This is a genomic window from Halomonas pelophila, from assembly GCF_040196315.1.
Classification (GTDB): Bacteria; Pseudomonadota; Gammaproteobacteria; order Pseudomonadales; family Halomonadaceae; genus Halomonas; species Halomonas pelophila.
Window position 1 is genome coordinate 125,055 of the sequence record NZ_JBEGCI010000006.1, and the last position, 16,874, is coordinate 141,928.

Genomic DNA, 16,874 nt, shown 5'->3' on the forward strand with positions numbered 1-16,874 from the left:
TCACCCCGATGCAGCAGCTCGAGGGCCTCGTGGATCTTCTCGAAGGGCATGCCGTGGGTGATGGGAGGGCGTCGATGTTGCTCTCGCCGTTCATGTGGCGATCCACGTCGTCCGACCGCTCGGTGCGCCCCTTTATGGCGACAAGCGGTGCGGCTCTTTGCCAAGGCGACGGATATTCCGGGAACCCTCGGCGGGGCTCAGCGCCGCCGCGGCAGCCGCTCGGGGAGGTGCTCGACCAGGAAGTCGATGAACTGGCGGATCTTCGGCGAACGGTGGCGATGGCGTGGGGTGACCGCCCAGACCGCGCTGTCGTCGTGCCGATAGGCGTCGAGCACGCTGATCAGCTCGCCGCTCGCCAGGTGGGGCTCCACGTAGTAGTCCGGCAGCTGGGCAAGCCCCAGGCCCTTGAGCGCGGCATCCAGCAGCGCCGGCCCCGAGTTGCTCTCCCAGGGGCCCTCGATGCGCACCTCGCGGCGCACCCCCTCCACGGCGAAGCGCCAGTGGTCGCGCGAGCCCACCAGGCAGCGGTGATGGGAGAGCTCGGAGAGGGCGTGGGGCTGGGGGCGATGGGTGAAGTAGGCCGGCGAGCCGACCACGTACTCGCGCCGCTCGCAGAGCCGGCGGGCGATCATCGAGGAGTCCTCGAGATGGCCCATGCGGATGGCGATGTCGAAGCCCTCGTCGATCAGGTCGACCTGCCGATTGGTCAGCTGCAGCCGCACGCCCAGCTGCGGGTGGCGGCACTGGAAGTCGTTGACCAGCGGCGCCACGAAGCGCTCCCCGAAGGTGGTGGCCGAGGTCAGGCTCAGCACGCCGCTGGGGCGCGCCTGCAGGTCCTTGATCGCGGCCTCGGCCTCGCGGAAGCCGTCGAACAGGTGGTGGCAGTGCTGGTAGTAGAGGGTGCCGGCCTCGGTGAGGCGGATGCGCCGCGTGGTGCGGTAGAGCAGGGTGGTGCCGAGCTGGTTCTCGAGCTGGCTGACCAGCCGGCTGACGTGAGAGCTCGAGACCTTCAAGCGCTCGGCCGCGGCCTTGAAGGCGCCCAGGCGCACCACCTCGACGAAGGCCTCGACCCGATCCCAGCGCTGCATGATGCCTCCTGTCGATGCGATTGTTGCTGTGTGACAATAATGTTCTGCGTTTGATGCAGTTTATCCCGGCGGCGCGGATTGCCTAGACTGTAACCCGATGCATTACACACCGAACGAGGAAGATGCCATGAAGTCTCGCGCTGCGGTCGCCCTGGAAGCCGGCAAGCCCCTGGAACTGGTCGAGATCGACGTCGAAGGCCCGAAGGCCGGCGAGGTGCTGGTCAAGATGGCCGCCACCAGCGTCTGTCACACCGACGCCTTTACCCTCTCCGGCGCCGACCCGGAAGGCAACTTCCCGGCGGTGCTGGGCCACGAAGGCGCCGGCATCGTGCAGGAGGTGGGCGAGGGCGTCACCAGCGTGCGCCCCGGCGACCACGTCATTCCGCTCTATACCGCCGAGTGCGGCCAGTGCAAGTTCTGCCTCTCCGGCAAGACCAACCTGTGCAGCTCGGTGCGCGCCACCCAGGGCAAGGGCGTGATGCCCGACGGCACCTCACGCTTATCCCTCGACGGCAAGCCGCTGCACCACTACATGGGCTGCTCGACCTTCAGCGAGTACACCGTGCTGCCCGAGGTGTCGCTGGCGGTGGTCTCCAAGGAGGCGCCGCTGGACAAGATCTGCCTGCTCGGCTGCGGCGTGACCACCGGCATCGGCGCGGTGATGAACACCGCCAAGGTCGAGCCGGGCTCTACGGTGGCGGTGTTCGGCCTGGGCGCCATCGGCCTGGCGGTGATCCAGGGCGCGCAGATGGCCAAGGCCAGCCGCATCATCGCCATCGACGTCAATCCGGAGAAGTTCGAGCTCGCGCGTCAGTTCGGCGCCACCGACTTCGTCAATCCCAAGGACCACGCCGCCAGCATCCAGGAGGTGATCGTCGAGATGACCGACGGCGGCGTCGACTACTCCTTCGAGTGCATCGGCAACGTCAACGTCATGCGTTCCGCCCTGGAGTGCTGCCACAAGGGCTGGGGCGAGTCGGTGATCATCGGCGTGGCCGGGGCCGGCGAGGAGATCTCCACGCGGCCTTTCCAGCTGGTCACCGGCCGGGTCTGGAAGGGCTCCGCCTTCGGCGGCGTCAAGGGACGCACCGAGCTTCCGGGCTACGTGGATCGCTACATGAAGGGCGAGATCAACATCGACGACTTCATCACCCACGACATGCCCTTCGAGAAGATCAACGAGGCCTTCGAGCTGCTGCATCGGGGCGAGAGCATCCGCACCGTGCTGCACTTTTAACATGCGCCCGGTGTCGCGCAACTGATACGCGCCCGGCGCCGCGCGAATAGCCTGCGCCTGGTGCCATGTGATGCGCGAGGAAGGCGATTCATGTCCGACGCCGGGTGACGCGCGAGAAAGGCAGCACCTGAACGACCAGCGATTCTTCGCTGCTATATGAGTGACAGGTTAGGCTGGGGTTTCCCCGGCCTTCAGGAGAAACATTCATGACCATGACCGAACATCTCGAGCTGGTCTCGGCCAACAAGAGCTTCGGTGGCTGGCACAAGCGCTATCGCCACCGCTCCCGGGCGCTGGACTGCGAGATGAACTTCGCCATCTACCTGCCGCCCCAGGCGGAGACCGAGCGCGTGCCGCTGATGTGGTGGCTGTCCGGGCTGACCTGCACCGATGAGAACTTCATGCAGAAGGCCGGCGCACATCGGGTGGCGGCCGAGCTCGGCATCGCCATCGTCTGCCCCGACACCAGTCCCCGCGGCACCAACCTGCCGGGCGAGGACGACAGCTACGACTTCGGCAGCGGCGCGGGCTTCTACGTCAACGCCACCCGCGAGCCCTGGAAGAAGCACTACCGCATGTACGACTACGTGGCCGAGGAACTGCCCTCGGTGGTGCGCCAGCACTTCCCGGTCAACGGCCGCGAATCGATCAGCGGCCACTCCATGGGCGGGCACGGCGCGCTGATCCTGGCGCTGCGGCGTCCCGGCCACTATCGGGCGGTGTCGGCCTTCTCCCCGGTCGTCAATCCCAGCGAGTGCCCCTGGGGGCAGAAGGCCTTCGCCGGCTACCTGGGTGAGGATCGCGGGCTCTGGACCCAGTACGATGCCTGCGAGCTGGTGGCCCGCGGCGCCTCGAGCCAGCCGCTCTTCATCGATCAGGGCGAGGCCGACGACTTCCTCGAGGAGCAGCTCTGCCCAGAGCGCCTCGAGGCCGTGTGCGCCGAGCACGACCACCCGCTGACCCTGCGCCGCCAGCCCGGCTACGACCACAGCTATTTCTTCATCGCGACCTTCATCGAGGAGCATCTGCGCTACCACGCCAGGCATCTGCACGCGACCCGCTGACGGGAGCATGCCGCCCTGCGGGGCGGCGTGTTACCCTGCCGGCGCGTAGCCAGGAGCGACATGCGGATGGTCGTGAGCGGCATGATTGTCGCAGTCCACCGGGAACGGCCAGGCGATAGGCAAATTTGACATGCCAGAAAGCGACACGCGGGGTACATTTCGCAGTGAGCATGCCTGACAGCGACACCTGACGCGGCCGTCATGCCCAACGCCCTCATTCCGAAGAGCAATGGCAAACGGACAGGGCATAAAGATACTTGCGCTGGAGTACCCGAATGACAGCCGCTCCCCAGGTCTCACGCACTGCCGCCGCCCCCCAGACTATCGGCTTCCTGCTGATGGACGACTTCACCCTCATTTCCCTGGCCTCGGCCATCGAGCCCTTGCGCATGGCCAACCAGCTGGCCGGCCGCGAGCTCTATCGCTGGTTCACCCTGAGCCTCGATGGCGCCCCGGTGAAGGCCAGCGATGGTCTCCAGGTCACCCCGGATGCGGGCACCACGGTGCCGCTGGCGATGGACACGGTGATCGTCTGCGGCGGGGTGGGGCCCCAGCGCAGCGTCCCGCGCGAGTATGTCACCTGGCTGCAGTCCCAGGCCCGGCAGTCGCGTCGCCTGGGCGCGGTCTGCACGGGGACCTGGGCCCTGGCCCGGGCGGGGCTGCTCGACGGCTACGAGGCCAGCGTGCACTGGGAATGCCTGGCCGCCATGCAGGAGGCCTTCCCCAAGGTCGCGCTCACCACCCGGCTGTTCTCCATCGACCGCGATCGCGCCACCTCCTCCGGCGGCACCGCGCCGCTGGACATGATGCTGACCCTGATCGGCCGCGACCACGGGCGCGAGCTCGCGGCGGGCATCTCCGAGATGTTCATCTACGATCGGGTGCGCAACGAGCAGGATCAACAGCGGGTGCCGCTCAAGCACGTGCTGGGCACCACCCAGCCACGCCTGCTGGAGATCGTCGCGCTGATGGAGGCCAACCTCGAGGAGCCCATCAGCCTCGACGAGCTGGCCGACTACGTGAACGTCTCGCGCCGCCAGCTCGAGCGGCTGTTCCAGAAGAATCTGCACTGCTCGCCGTCGCGCTACTACCTCAAGCTGCGACTGACGCGGGCCCGCCAGCTGCTCAAGCAGACTGCGATGTCGATCATCGAGGTGTCGTCGGCCTGCGGCTTCGTCTCCACGCCGCACTTCTCCAAGTGCTACCGGGAATACTTCGGCATCCCGCCCCGGGACGAGCGGCTGGGCAGCAGTCGCGTGGACCTGGTGCCCGTGTCCCTGGGCAAGGAGGCGGCGGCCCTGCTGCAGTCCGCCTCCTACGAGCCGGTCATCGAGCCGGTGTCCGCGGCCATGAACGCCCTGGCCCAGGCTCGTGGAGAGCCCACCTATGCCAGTGTGCGGCTCATGATATGAGCGAGGCCTGATGCGCAACTGGGGGCGTCGGGTGGCGCGTTTCCTGGGACTCGCCCTGCTGGGCTGGGTGGGGCTGTCGGTCCTGCTGGTGCTGATGCTTCGGGTGGTGCCGCTGGGCGGCTCCATGGTGATGTTCGAGCGCAAGGTGGAGGCCTGGCGCGCCGGCGAGTCGCTGGATATCCGCCAGGAGTGGCGCCCCTGGGATGCGCTGTCCCCCCAGGCCAAGCTGGCGGTGATCGCCGCCGAGGACCAGCGCTTCCCCGTGCATCACGGCTTCGACCTGGTCGAGTTGCGTCGTGCCGTGACCGCCAGTCTCAACGGCGGTGACCTGCGCGGCGCCAGTACCCTCAGTCAGCAGACCGCCAAGAACCTCTTCCTGTGGACCGACCGCAGCTGGGTACGCAAGGGCCTGGAGGCCTGGTTCACCCTGCTCATCGAGATGCTCTGGCCCAAGGAGCGGATCCTCGAGGTCTACCTCAATATCGCCGAGTGGGATGACGGCGTCTTCGGCCTGGAGGCCGCGTCCCGCCACTACTTCGGAGTCTCCGCGTCGCAGCTCAGCGTGGTCCAGGCCAGTCGCCTGGCCGCCATCCTGCCCAATCCCCGCGGCTGGAGCGCCTCCCGTCCCGGGGACCACGTGCTGCGCCGCAGCGCCTGGATTCGTCGCCAGATGCACAACCTGGGCGGTCCCGCCTACCTCGACCGGCTCTAGGAGCCTGCCGATTTCCGCCATGTCGCGATCGCGACGGCCATGACGCTTTTGGAATCTTCCCGGTCGCTTCCAGGCGCCGAGCCCCGGGGGGCGAGGGATATGCTGCCGGCAAGTTCATGCATTCTTCCGGAGCCCCGTCATGACCCCAGCCGAGCTGCACCAGGACGCCATCGTCATCGATGGCCTCGTTATCGCCAAGTGGAACCGCGAGCTGTTCGAGGACATGCGCAGGGGCGGCCTGACCGCCGCCAACTGCACGGTCTCGGTCTGGGAGGGTTTCCAGGCCACCGTCGACAATATCGTCAGGAGCAATGCCCTGATGGCCGAGTCCAGCGACCTGGTGCGCCCGGTGCGGACTGCCGCCGACATCACTCGGGCCAAGGAGGAGGGCAAGACCGGGATCATCTACGGCTTCCAGAATGCCCATGCCTTCGAGGACCAGATCGGCTACGTCGAGATCTTCAAGAAGCTCGGCGTGGGCATCGTGCAGATGTGCTACAACACCCAGAATCTCGTGGGCACCGGCTGCTACGAACGTGACGGCGGCCTGTCCGGTTTCGGCCATGAGATCGTCGCCGAGATGAACCGCGTGGGCATCATGTGCGATCTCTCCCATGTCGGCGAGACCACCTCCCGCGAGGTCATCGAGGCCTCCGAGAAGCCGGTCTGCTACTCCCACTGCCTGCCCTCCGGGCTCAAGGAGCATCCCCGCAACAAGTCCGACGCGGAACTCAAGTTCATCGCCGACCATGGCGGCTTCGTCGGCGTGACCATGTTCACGCCCTTCCTGCGGGCCGGGGTGGATGCCACCGTCGACGACTATGTCGAGGCCATCGAGTACGTGATGAACATCGTCGGCGAGGATGCCATCGGCATCGGCACCGACTTCACCCAGGGCCACGACCAGGCCTTCTTCGAGTGGCTGACCCACGACAAGGGCTATGCCCGTCGCCTGACGCGCTTCGGCAAGATCATCAATCCCGAGGGCATTCGCACCATCGGCGAATTCGGGAACCTCACCGAGGCGCTCTCGCGCCGTGGCTTCAGCGAAGCCCAGGTCCGCAAGATCATGGGCGAGAACTGGGTCCGCGTGCTGCGCGACGTCTGGGGCGAATGATCGCCCCACCCTCTGACCACGCTTCCAATAACAATTCGAGTGAGTGACACCGTGACCAAGATGGCCCCCGAACTGCCCATTGACGTGGATGCCGAGACCGGCGTCTGGACCACCGATGCGCTGCCCATGCTCTACGTGCCCCGGCACTTCTTCATAAACAACCACGTGGCCGTGGAAGAGGCGCTGGGCGCCGAGAAGTACGCCGAGATCCTCTATCAGGCCGGCTACAAGAGTGCCTGGCACTGGTGCGAGAAGGAGGCCGAATGCCACGGCCTCGAGGGCGAGGCGGTCTTCGAGCACTACATGAAGCGCCTGTCCCAGCGCGGCTGGGGCAAGTTTGTGACCGAGGCCATCGACCTCGAGGCGGGGACCTGCCGGGTGCGCCTCGAGCATAGCGCCTTCGTCTATCAATTGGGCAAGGTGGGCCGCCGCGTCGAGTACATGTTCACCGGCTGGTTCGCCGGCGCCATGGACCAGATCCTCGCCGCCCGCGGAAGCGAGCTGCGCACCGTCGCCGAACAGACCCAGAGCGGCGCCGAGCAAGGCTGCGACGTCGGAATCTTCGTGACCCGTCCGCTCGACGCGCTCACTACCACCGGGCAGGCCTGAGGAGGCATCACCATGGCATTCGACGCGATCTTCCAGCCGATCCAGATCGGCAACCTGACCATCCGCAACCGCGTGGTCAGCACCGCCCATGCCGAGGTGCATGCCACCGACGGCGGCATGACCACCGACCGCTACGTCAAGTACTACGAGGAGAAGGCCAAGGGCGGCGTGGGGCTTTCCATCTGCGGCGGCTCCTCGGTGGTCTCCATCGACAGCCCCCAGGGCTGGTGGAGCTCGGTCAACCTCGCCACTGACCGCATCATCCCGCACTTCCAGAACCTCGCCGATGCCGTGCACAAGCATGGCGGCAAGATCATGATCCAGATCACCCACATGGGGCGCCGCTCGCGCTGGGACGGCTTCGACTGGTCGACCCTGGTGTCGCCCTCGGGGATCCGTGAGCCGGTCCACCGCTCGACCTGCAAGACCATCGAGGAGGAGGACATCTGGCGCATCATCGGCGACTTCGCCCAGGCCGCGCGGCGGGCGAAGGCAGGGGGGCTGGACGGCGTCGAGCTGTCCGCCGTCCACCAGCACCTGATCGACCAGTTCTGGAGCCCGCGGGTCAACAAGCGCGAGGACCAGTGGGGCGGCAGCTTCGAGAATCGCATGCGTTTCGGCATGGAGGTGCTCAAGGCGGTGCGCGCCGAGGTCGGCGACGACTTCGTGGTGGGCATGCGCATCTGTGGCGACGAGTTCCATCCGGACGGCCTGTCCCACGAGGACATGAAGCAGATCGCCGCCTACTACGACGCCACCGGCCAGGTCGACTTCTTCGGCGTGATCGGCTCGGGCTGCGATACCCATGACACCCTGGCCAACGTCATCCCCAACATGGCCTATCCGCCGGAGCCCTTCCTGCACCTGGCCGCCGGCATCAAGGAAGTGGTCAAGGCGCCGGTGATCCACGCCCAGAACATCAAGGATCCCAACCAGGCCGAGCGCATTCTCGAGGGCGGCTACGTCGACCTGGTCGGCATGACCCGGGCGCACATCGCCGACCCGCACCTGATCGCCAAGATCAAGATGGGCCAGGTCGACCAGATCAAGCAGTGCGTGGGGGCCAACTACTGCATCGACCGCCAGTACCAGGGGCTGGACGTGCTGTGCATCCAGAATGCCGCCACCTCCCGGGAGTACATGGGCCTGCCGCACATCATCGAGGCTTCCGAGGGGCCGACGCGCACGGTCGTGGTGGTCGGCGGTGGACCCGGCGGCATGGAGGCGGCACGGGTCGCCGCCGAGCGGGGCCATGCGGTCACCTTGTTCGAGGCCGCCGATAGCCTGGGCGGGCAGATCACCACGGCCTCGAAGGCGCCCCAGCGTGACCAGATCGCCGGTATCACCCGCTGGTACCAGCTGGAGCTGGCGCGGCTTGGCGTCGACCAGCGCCTGGGCACCCGGGCCGACGAGGCCACCATCCTGGACCTGCGCCCGGACATCGTGGTGCTGGCGACCGGGGGGCATCCCTACCTCGAGCAGCATCCCGAGTGGGGCTATGCGGAGAATCCCGAGGAGAGCCTGGTGGTCAGCACCTGGGACATCCTCAACGGCCGGGTCGAGCCGGGCAAGAACGTGCTGATCTACGACGCCATCTGCGAGTTCTCGGGCATGTCCGCGGCGGACTTCCTGGCCGACAAGGGGGCCAAGGTCGAGATCGTCACCGATGACATCAAGCCGGGTGCGGCGGTGGGCGGTACCACCTTCCCGACCTACTACCGCAGCCTCTATAAGAAGGAGGTGATCATGACCTCCGACCTGATGCTGCACAAGGTCTACCGGGAGGGCGATTCCCTGGTGGCGGTACTCGAGAACGAGTACACCGGCACCCAGGAGGAGCGCGTGGTCGACCAGGTGGTGGTGGAGAACGGCGTGCGACCCGACGAGGCCCTCTACTACGCCCTGAAGCCCCGCTCCCGCAACAGGGGCCAGGTGGACCTGGAGGCCCTCTACGCCATCCAGCCCCAGCCGTGTCTGAGCGAGGAGGGCGAGGGACCGCTGCTGTTCCGGCTCGGTGACTGCAGTGCCCCGCGCAACACCCATGCGGCGATCTACGACGCCCTGCGCCTCTGCAAGGACTTCTAGCCGAGCGCGGCGTCGACACAAGCGGCCTCAACGACCCGGTCGCGATGACCGGGTCGTCCAATAATTCCAAGATTGCGAGGTGAGCCGAGATGCTCGATACCCTCCTGCCGATCCTGATCGCCGCCGCCCTGGCGCTGGCGGTGATCGGCGCCGGGCGGCGTGTCCGCCTGTGGCGCCAGGGGCGTCCCGCCCGGGTCTCCCTGCTCAAGGGGCTCGCCGCCATGCCGCGGCGCTACCTGGTGGATCTTCACCATGTGGTGGCCCGCGACAAGGCGATGTCCAACACCCACGTGGCCACCGCCGGCGGCTTCGTCGCCGCGGCCGTGCTGATGATCCTGGTGCACGGGCTGGGCCTGGGCTCTGAGGTCGCCGAGGGCGCGCTCGGCTGGCTGCTGCTCGCCGCCAGCGCGACCATGTTCGTCGGCAGCTGCTTCGTGGCCCGTCGGCGCCGCCACCCGCCATCACGGCTCTCCAGGGGCCCGTGGATGCGCCTGCCCAAGAGCCTGATGGCCTTCTCGCTGAGCGTCTTCGCCATCACCCTGCCCACGGTGGGCCTGCTGCCTCAGGATTTCGGTAGCTGGATCCTGGCACTGGCGCTCTTGGCCGTGCTGGTCTGGGGCCTGGGCGAGATGTTCTTCGGCATGACCTGGGGCGGGCCCATGAAGCACGCCTTCGCCGGTGCCCTGCATTTGGCCTTCCACCGTCGGGCCGAGCGCTTTTCCACCAGGACGGGCGGAAGCGGGCGCTCCACCGGCCTCAAGGCCCTGGACCTGGACGATCCCGAGGCGCCGCTGGGCGTCGAGACGCCTAGCGACTTCACCTGGAACCAGCTGCTAGGCTTCGATGCCTGCGTGCAGTGCGGTCGCTGCGAGGCGGCCTGTCCGGCCTTCGCCGCCGGCCAGCCACTCAACCCCAAGAAGCTGATCCAGGACATGGTCGTCGGCATGGCCGGCGGCAGCGACGCCGCCTATGCCGGCAGCCCCTATCCCGGCAAGCCGGTGGGCGAGCACGAAGGCCATGCCCAGGGGCCCATCGTGGCGCGCGAGGGCCAGGCCCTGGTGGACGCCGAGACCCTGTGGTCCTGCACCACCTGCCGGGCCTGCGTCGAGGAGTGCCCGATGATGATCGAGCACGTCGATGCCATCGTCGACATGCGCCGCTTCCTGACCCTGGAGCACGGCAACACGCCCAACAAGGGCGCCGAGGTGCTCGACAACCTGATCGCCACCGACAACCCCGGCGGCTTCGATCCCGGTGCGCGGATGCACTGGGCCGCCGACCTGGAACTGCCGCTGATGGCGGACCTGCAGCAGGTCGACGTGCTGCTGTGGCTGGGCGACGGGGCCTACGACATGCGCAACCAGCGCACCCTGAGGTCGCTGGTCAAGGTGCTGCGCGCCGCCGGCGTCGACTTCGCCGTGCTCGGCAACGAGGAGCGTGACAGTGGCGACGTGGCGCGCCGCCTTGGCGACGAGGCGACCTTCCAGAGCCTGGCCAGGCGCAACATCGCCACCCTGGCCAAGTACCGCTTCCAGCAGATCGTCACCTGTGACCCGCACAGCTTCCACGTGCTGGGCAACGAGTACGGCGAGCTGGGGGGGCACTACCGGGTCTACCACCACAGCACCTTCATCGCCGAGCTCCATGAGGCGGGTCGCCTGGCCTTCCGGCCCTGGAAGGGCGGCAGCGTGACCTATCACGATCCCTGCTACCTGGGCCGCTACAACGGCGAATTCGAGGCCCCGCGCAACGTCCTGCGCGCCCTGGGGATCCAGGTCGCCGAGATGGAGCGGTCCGGCTTCCGCTCGCGGTGCTGCGGCGGCGGTGGCGGCGCCCCGATCACCGACATCCCCGGCAAGCAGCGGATCCCGGACATGCGCATGGGTGACGTGCGCGAGACCGGTGCCGAGCTGGTGGCCGTGGGCTGCCCCCAGTGCACCGCCATGCTGGAGGGCGTGGTCGACAGCGCCGCCGAGGTCCGCGATATCGCCGAGCTGGTGGCCGACGCCCTGGTCGAGCCGCCGGCCGGCGCGGGCAAGCATGGCAAGGATCAGGCGCGGACGCCCCGTCCGCTGGCCGAGGAGGTAGTGTCATGAGCGACATCCGACGTCGCGATCCCCGCAAGGAGTGGATCGCCCGCAACCGCCTGCATCCCCAACACCTCGAGGTGCTGGCGGCACTTGGAGAAAGTGCCGGCCAGGGTATCGACGAGAGGGCGGTCAGCGAATGGATGGGGCCCCAGGGCCTGATCCGCCGGAACCCCCACGCCGTCGGCTTCATCGGGCCCAAGGGCGTGAAGCGCATCGATCGCAGCGGGGCCCAGCAGGGCCAGCGCACGGCTGGGGCTCGGGCCTCGGCCGCCGAGCGCAAGCCGCGGGTCGAGATCGAGGCGCCGGCCTTCCTGGTGGCCGTGGTGCCGGACATGGCGGGCGGTCGCCTGACCGCTCACGACCGCGACCTGCTGGGGCTGGCCCGCCAGCTGGCCGATGCCGATCCGGCGGCTCGCGGGGCGGTGCTGACCGTGGTCTTCGGTGACCACAAGGAGGACGACTTCGAGGGGGCCGGTGTCGACCGTCTGTTGCATCTCACCGGGCCCGAGGTCGACGGCTTCGCCCCCGAGGCTCGCCTCGGCGCGCTGGTCGCCATGGACCGGGCCTGGACCCCGCGGCACTGGCTGCTGCCGGATTCCAAGCTGGGCGGAGCCGATCTCGGCCGGCGCCTGGCGGCCCGGCTCGGCGAGCGTCCGGCCACCGGCGTCTGGCAGCTCGAGGCCGACGGCGAGGCGCCCCTGGGCTGGCGCTGCACCGCCCGCGGGGCGGCGGGCACCGTGGATTTCCAGCGCGCCATGCCCCGCCTGGTGCTGGCCCTGGCCGAGTGTGCCGAACCGGTCAGCGAGACGCGCCATGTCGCCGAGCCCCTGGCGCTGCCCGAGGCCCTGCCCGTCCAGCTCTCGCGCATCCAGGATCTCGGCCAGGTGGCGGTCGACCCCGCCGGGGTGGCGCTCTCCGAGGCCGAGTTCATCCTCTCCGCCGGCAACGGCGTGGGTGACTGGGCGGCCTTCCATCATGCCGCCGAGGTGCTCGGGGCCACGGAGGGGGCATCCCGGGTGGCCGTGGACGATGGCTTCATGGCCCGCGACCGGCAGGTCGGGGCCACCGGCACCTGGGTCACCGCCCGGGTCTACGTGGCGGTGGGCATCAGCGGGGCCATCCAGCATCTGCAGGGCATCCAGACCTGCGACAGGGTGGTGGCCATCAACATGGATCCCGGCTGCGACATGATCAAGCGCGCCGACCTGGCGGTGATCGGTGACTCGGCCAAGGTGCTCGAGGCCCTGGTCGCCCTGGTGGAGCAGTCAAGGGAGGAGAAGCGCAATGCGGCCTGAGTCTCATCATGAGGGATCCCTCGCGGTGACCGTGCTGGTCTCCGTGGGACGCCATCCGCTGACCGGGCGCGACCGGCGCGCCGACCAGGATGCCCGCGGGGTGGAGCTGGCGCATACCCTGACCGGCGCCGAGGTCGAGCTGCTGCATGCCGGCCGCCTCGACGAGGGTAGCGAGTCGGCCCTGCGCGGCTACCTGGGCATGGGCTTCGATTCCCTGTCGCTGCTCGAGCAGCCCGCCGGGGCCGACGTGCTGCCCGCCCTGGCCGAGGCCCTCGAGGCGGCGGGGCCGCAGCTGGTGATTGCCGGCGAGCGGGCCGAGCAGGGCGAGGGATCGGGCCTGCTGCCCTACCTGCTCGCCGAGCGCCTGGGCTGGCCACTGGTCAGTGGCCTGGCGGCCGTGGAAGAGGTCAAGGAGGGCGTCGCCACGCTGCTGCAGGCCCTGCCCCGGGGCCAGCGCCGCCGGCTCCAGGTGCGCCTGCCGGCCATCGTCACCGTCGACGCGGCGGCGCCGGCCCCGCGCCAGAGTGCCTATGGCCCGGCCCGGCGGGGTCGCCTGGAGGTGCAGGCGGCCCCGGTGATGGACGACGCCGACATGGCCCAGTGGCAGGTCCAGCCGGCGCGCAAGCGGCCCAAGCGCCTGAAGATCGTCAAGGCCGCCTCGGCTCGAGACCGCTTCAAGGCCGCCGCGGCCAAGGCCGAGGGTGGGGGCGGGAAGGTACTCACCGAGGTCACCCCACAGGAGGGGGCTGAGGCCATCTTCAAGCTGCTCAAGGAGGAGGGTGTCCTGCGCTAGCCGCTCGGCGTCCCGCCTCGCAACGCAAAGCCCCGGCCTGGTGCCGGGGCTTTCGCGTCTCGGGCCATGGCGTCGCCGCCACGCGGGGCTTGCGATGTCTCGAATTGGCATGGCGATGACTCGTTCGGAACATTCCGGCCGAGGGAAAGGGCTATCGTCGAAGAGCGGCGGCCCAGCCCCGCCCCCAACAACAACATCGAAGGAAGCCAGCCATGAGCACAGCCAACCGCGGCGTCGTCTACAAGGGCCCGGGAGAGGTCGCCGTCGAATCCATCGCCTATCCGGAACTCGCCCTGGGCAACCGCAAGTGCGAGCACGGCGTGATCCTCAAGGTCGTCACCACCAACATCTGCGGCAGCGACCAGCACATGGTGCGTGGCCGCACCACCGCGCCCTCCGGGCTGGTCCTGGGCCACGAGATCACCGGCCTGGTGGTCGAGTGCGGGCGCGACGTCGAATTCCTCACCCCGGGCGACCTGGTCTCGGTGCCGTTCAACATCGCCTGCGGCCGCTGTCGCAACTGCAAGGAAGGCAGGACCGGCATCTGCCTCAACGTCAACCCATCGCGTCCCGGCGCCGCTTACGGCTACGTCGACATGGGCGGCTGGGTCGGCGGCCAGACCGAGTACGTCATGGTCCCCTATGCCGACTTCAACCTGCTGAAGTTCCCGGACGCCGACCAGGCCATGGAGAAGATCAAGGACCTGACCCTGCTGTCGGACATCTTCCCCACCGGCTTCCATGGCTGCGTCACCGCCGGTGTCGGGCCGGGCTCCACCGTCTACATCGCCGGGGCCGGCCCCGTCGGCCTCGCCGCGGCCGTGTCCGCCCAGCTGCTGGGGGCGGCCTGCGTGATCGTCGGTGACATGATCGAGGAGCGCCTGGCCCAGGCCCGCAGCTTCGGCTGCGAGACCCTCGACCTGACCCAGGACGGCGACATGGCCGACAGGATCGAGGTGATCCTCGGCGAGCGCGAGGTCGATGCCTTCGTCGACTGCGTCGGCTTCGAGGCTCACGCCTGCGGCTGCAACCACGGCAAGGAGGCGCCGGCGACAGTGCTCAACTCCGCCATGTCGCTGACCCGCGCCGGCGGCCAGATCGGCATCCCGGGGCTCTACGTGACCGAGGACCCGGGCGCGGCCGACGAGGCGGCCAAGCAGGGGGCGCTGAGCATGCGTTTCGGGCTCGGCTGGGCCAAGTCCCACAGCTTCCATACCGGCCAGTGCCCGGTGATGAAGTACCACCGGCCGCTGATGCAGGCGATTCTGTTCGGCAAGGTCAACATCGCCGATGCGGTCAACGTCCAGATGATCACCCTGGACGAGGCGCCCAAGGGCTACGCCGACTTCGACGGCGGGGCGGCCAAGAAATTCGTCATCGACCCCCACGGCAGCGTGGCTGCTTGATAAAGGGCGGCGCGGCGAGCCGATTCGGGGGTATCGACCCGCACGGCAGCGTCGCCGCCTGATCGTGCCGCCCGGCCCAGCGACGGCGTCCTCACGGGGGCGCCGTCGCCTTTTCACGCCCCTGCCTAGCCGATGGCGACATCGGCATGCCAGTGGCGGTGCCGGTAGCGCCTCCCGGCGTTGTCAGCCCCGAGGCGTGGTGCCAACATGCGACTAGCATGCCGATAAAGATCACAACGAGTGTCCCATGACCGTCCAGACCGTGACCCCCAAGCGCCGCTTTCGCGGCAAGCCCCGCGGCCGTGAGCTCGACCCCGCCACGCTCGACGCGCTGCGGCGGCTGTTGGGTGACGAGCGCGAGCGCCCCGAGCTCGCTCGTCGCGACCTTCTCATCGAGCACCTGCATGTGCTCCAGGACGCCCGCGGGCACCTCTCGCTGGCCGACCTGCGCGCCTTGGCCGCCTACATGAACCTGCCGATGGCGGCGGTCTACGAGACCGCCACCTTCTATGCTCACTTCGATGTGGTCCACGACGACCAGGCCCCGCCGCCGGCGATCACCGTGCGCGTCTGCGACTCGCTGTCCTGCCAGCTGGCCGGCGCCGCCAGCCTCCAGGACGCCCTCGAGGCCGGCGCCGACCCGGCGCGGGTCCGCGTGCTGCGAGCGCCCTGCATGGGCCGCTGCGATGTGGCCCCGGTGGTCGAGGTGGGTCATCGCCATGTCAGCCACGCCACCCAGGAGGCGGTGGAGGCGGTGGTGGATACCGGCCACTTCCATCCCGAGGCGATCCTCTGGCAGCGGATCGAGGCCTACCGGGAGGCCGGCGGCTATCGCCTGCTGGCCGACTGCCGGGCCGGCAAGGTGAGCGTGGAGCGCCTGATGCAGACCCTGGAGGCCGCCAACCTGCGCGGCCTGGGCGGCGCCGGCTTCCCGACCTTCAAGAAGTGGCACTTCGTGCGCGCCGAGGCGGGGCCGCGCTACTGCGCGATCAATGCCGACGAGGGCGAGCCCGGCACCTTCAAGGACCGCCACTACCTGGAGCGCGAGCCCCATCGTTTCCTGGAGGGCGCCCTGGTCAGCGCCTGGGCGGTGGAGGCCGAGGCGCTCTACCTCTACCTGCGCGACGAGTATCCCGGCCTGCACCGGGTGCTCCACGAGGCGATCGCCGAGCTGGAGGCCGCCGGCCTGGTCGCACCGGGCTACATCGTGATGCGCCGCGGCGCCGGGGCCTACATCTGCGGCGAGGAGTCGGCGATGATCGAATCGCTGGAGGGCAAGCCGGGCAAGCCCCGGCATCGTCCGCCCTTCGTCGCCCAGCGCGGGCTCTTCGACCGCCCGACCCTGGTCAACAATGTCGAGACCGTCTACTGGATCCCGACGATCTGGGCCCGCGGCGCGGCCTGGTTCGCCGACCAGGGACGCCACGGGCGCAAGGGGCTGCGCAGCCTCTCGGTCTCCGGCCGGGTCAAGCGCCCCGGCGTCCACCTGGCCCCGGCGGGCATCACCCTGGGCGAGCTGATCGAGGAGTACTGCGACGGCATGCCCGAGGGCCACACCCTGGCCGCCTACCTGCCCGGCGGCGCCTCCGGCGGCATCCTGCCGGCCTCCAAGGCGGATATTCCCCTCGACTTCGATACCTTGCAGGCCGAGGGCTGCTTCATCGGCTCGGCGGCCATCATCGTGCTCTCCGACCAGGACGACCTGCGCGCCGCCGCCACCAACCTGCTGGCCTTCTTCGCCGACGAGTCCTGCGGCCAGTGCACGCCCTGCCGGGTGGGCACCGAGAAGATGCTGACCCTGCTCGAGGGTGACACCTGGCAGGCCGCGGACCTCGAGCGGCTCTCCCGGGTGATGATGGACGCCTCGATCTGCGGCCTCGGTCAGGCCGCGCCGAACCCGGTGCTGGGACTGCTCCGGGACTTCCGCGACGAGCTCGCTGCGCAGAACGTGATCGTGAAAGGGTAG

The 16,874-nt window shown here is 68.8% G+C and carries 13 protein-coding genes; 12 read left to right on the top strand and 1 reads right to left on the bottom strand.

Going from position 1 to position 16,874, the window contains the following annotated elements:
• Positions 1 to 197: 197 nt before the first annotated feature.
• Positions 198 to 1,088: a LysR family transcriptional regulator gene (locus ABE957_RS08575; protein ID WP_349758247.1), complete on the bottom strand. Its 891-nt coding sequence runs from the start codon at positions 1,086 to 1,088 to the stop codon at positions 198 to 200.
• Positions 1,089 to 1,215: 127 nt separating this feature from the next.
• Between ABE957_RS08575 and ABE957_RS08580 the strand changes: the two genes are divergently transcribed.
• From ABE957_RS08580 to ABE957_RS08635, 12 genes are all read left to right on the top strand, one after another.
• A complete protein-coding gene (locus ABE957_RS08580) occupies positions 1,216 to 2,325 on the top strand; it encodes an S-(hydroxymethyl)glutathione dehydrogenase/class III alcohol dehydrogenase (protein ID WP_349758248.1) in 1,110 nt (369 codons plus the stop codon).
• Between the two features lie 206 nt (positions 2,326 to 2,531).
• The gene (gene fghA / locus ABE957_RS08585) at positions 2,532 to 3,389 is read left to right on the top strand and encodes an S-formylglutathione hydrolase (RefSeq protein ID WP_349758249.1); all 858 of its coding nucleotides are present in this window, start codon (positions 2,532 to 2,534) and stop codon (positions 3,387 to 3,389) included.
• 275 nt (positions 3,390 to 3,664) lie between these two features.
• Entirely contained in the window at positions 3,665 to 4,801 is a 1,137-nt protein-coding gene (gene gbdR, locus ABE957_RS08590; protein ID WP_349758250.1) for a choline metabolism transcriptional regulator GbdR, read from the top strand.
• A gap of 10 nt (positions 4,802 to 4,811) precedes the next feature.
• On the top strand, positions 4,812 to 5,513 hold the full coding sequence (gene mtgA, locus ABE957_RS08595; RefSeq protein WP_349758251.1) for a monofunctional biosynthetic peptidoglycan transglycosylase: 702 nt from the start codon (positions 4,812 to 4,814) through the stop codon (positions 5,511 to 5,513).
• 139 nt (positions 5,514 to 5,652) lie between these two features.
• Positions 5,653 to 6,630, top strand: a complete 978-nt coding sequence (locus ABE957_RS08600) for a dipeptidase (RefSeq protein ID WP_349758252.1) — start codon at positions 5,653 to 5,655, stop codon at positions 6,628 to 6,630.
• Between the two features lie 51 nt (positions 6,631 to 6,681).
• On the top strand, positions 6,682 to 7,239 hold the full coding sequence (locus ABE957_RS08605) for a DUF5943 domain-containing protein (RefSeq protein ID WP_349758253.1): 558 nt from the start codon (positions 6,682 to 6,684) through the stop codon (positions 7,237 to 7,239).
• A 12-nt stretch (positions 7,240 to 7,251) separates the two neighbouring features.
• A complete protein-coding gene (dgcA, locus tag ABE957_RS08610; RefSeq protein ID WP_349758254.1) occupies positions 7,252 to 9,324 on the top strand; it encodes a dimethylglycine demethylation protein DgcA in 2,073 nt (690 codons plus the stop codon).
• An 89-nt stretch (positions 9,325 to 9,413) separates the two neighbouring features.
• Complete coding sequence (locus ABE957_RS08615; RefSeq protein ID WP_349758255.1) at positions 9,414 to 11,420, top strand: (Fe-S)-binding protein; 2,007 nt, start codon at positions 9,414 to 9,416, stop codon at positions 11,418 to 11,420.
• Positions 11,417 to 12,709: an electron transfer flavoprotein subunit alpha gene (gene etfA / locus ABE957_RS08620; protein ID WP_349758256.1), complete on the top strand. Its 1,293-nt coding sequence runs from the start codon at positions 11,417 to 11,419 to the stop codon at positions 12,707 to 12,709. Before ABE957_RS08615 ends, etfA begins: the two co-directional genes overlap by 4 nt.
• Positions 12,699 to 13,502 (top strand): electron transfer flavoprotein subunit beta, encoded by an 804-nt coding sequence (gene etfB, locus ABE957_RS08625; RefSeq protein WP_349758257.1) that lies wholly within the window; start codon positions 12,699 to 12,701, stop codon positions 13,500 to 13,502. The genes etfA and etfB overlap by 11 nt, the downstream gene beginning before the upstream one ends.
• A gap of 212 nt (positions 13,503 to 13,714) precedes the next feature.
• Positions 13,715 to 14,908, top strand: coding sequence for a formaldehyde dehydrogenase, glutathione-independent (fdhA, locus tag ABE957_RS08630; RefSeq protein ID WP_349758258.1), 1,194 nt, complete (start codon positions 13,715 to 13,717; stop codon positions 14,906 to 14,908).
• Positions 14,909 to 15,155: 247 nt separating this feature from the next.
• Positions 15,156 to 16,874, top strand: a complete 1,719-nt coding sequence (locus ABE957_RS08635; protein WP_349758259.1) for an NADH-ubiquinone oxidoreductase-F iron-sulfur binding region domain-containing protein — start codon at positions 15,156 to 15,158, stop codon at positions 16,872 to 16,874.